The 1081-nt window shown below is 71.4% G+C and carries 1 protein-coding gene; it reads right to left on the reverse strand.

The genetic code is table 11. The features are described 5' to 3' along the window. Positions 1-1081: S53 family peptidase (locus IE277_RS46690; protein ID WP_189960207.1), on the reverse strand; the 1081-nt coding region annotated here is incomplete at both ends.

The following is a 1081-nucleotide window of genomic DNA, read 5'->3' on the forward strand; positions in this document are numbered from 1 at the left end:
CGGTGGTGCCGGTGCAGAGGTAGGAGCCGCCGCAGCTGCCGTTGGAGCCGCTGGTGACATCATTCAGGGCCGAGGTGTGGGCGTAGGGGAAGGACGACGGGGAGGAGCCGGAGGACGGGGCGCCGGCCAGCGCGTAGGTCGCCGCGATCAGCGGGGAGGAGGCGCTGGTGCCGCCGAAGACCATCCAGCCGGAGCCCTGGCCGTAGGTGTCGTACACCGCGACGCCGGTGTTGGGGTCGGCGACCGCGGAGACGTCAGCGACGGTGCGGTTGGCGCAGCCGGAGTCCTTCTGCCAGCTGGGCTTGGCGTCGTACTTGGAGCAGCCGGAGCCGGCCCCGCTCCACACCGTGTCGGTCCAGCCGCGGGTGTTGGAGGCCGTGTTGAGGGACGTGCCGCCCACCGCCGTCACGTACTTCGACGCGGCCGGGTACTCGACGCCGTAGCCGCCGTCGCCGGAGGAGACGGTTATGGCGACGCCCGGGTGGTTGAAGTAGGTGGAGTCGTAGGTCGCGTCGCTGGAGGACTCGGAGCCGCCGTAGCTGTTGGAGACGAACTTGGCGCCCAGCCCGACGGCGGTGTTCACGGCCGTGCCCAGGTTGGTCATGCTGGAGGAACTCGCCTCCACCAGCAGGATCTTGCAGTTGGGGCAGGCCGCGCCGACCATGTCGAGGTCGAGCGAGATCTCCTCGGCCCAGCCGGAGTTGGCGCGTGGGTACTTGGTGCCGCCGCTCTGGTTCACCTTCTTGAAGCAGCCGTTCGCCGTGGTGCAGGCGGACAGGCCGTACTGGGCGCGGTAGACGGCGAGGTCGGACTCGGCGCTGGGGTCGTCGTAGGCGTCGACGATCGCCACGGTCTGGCCCGAACCGCCGCTCGCGGAGGGCAGGTTGTAGGCCGACTGGAGCGAGGCGGGGCCGTAGCCGGAGGGAGCGGCGGCGGCCGTCAGGGCGCTCTCGGCGTGCGCTGAGGCGGGGGTGCCCGCGGTGACCTGAAGGGCGTTGCAGGCCATCTGGTCCTTCTTCGTCGGAGTCGCGCAGGCGCGGGCGACGGAGACGCCGTGGGACGGGGAGGCGGTGGCCTGGGC

The organism is Streptomyces alanosinicus, assembly GCF_014650595.1.
GTDB lineage: Bacteria > Actinomycetota > Actinomycetes > Streptomycetales > Streptomycetaceae > Streptomyces > Streptomyces alanosinicus.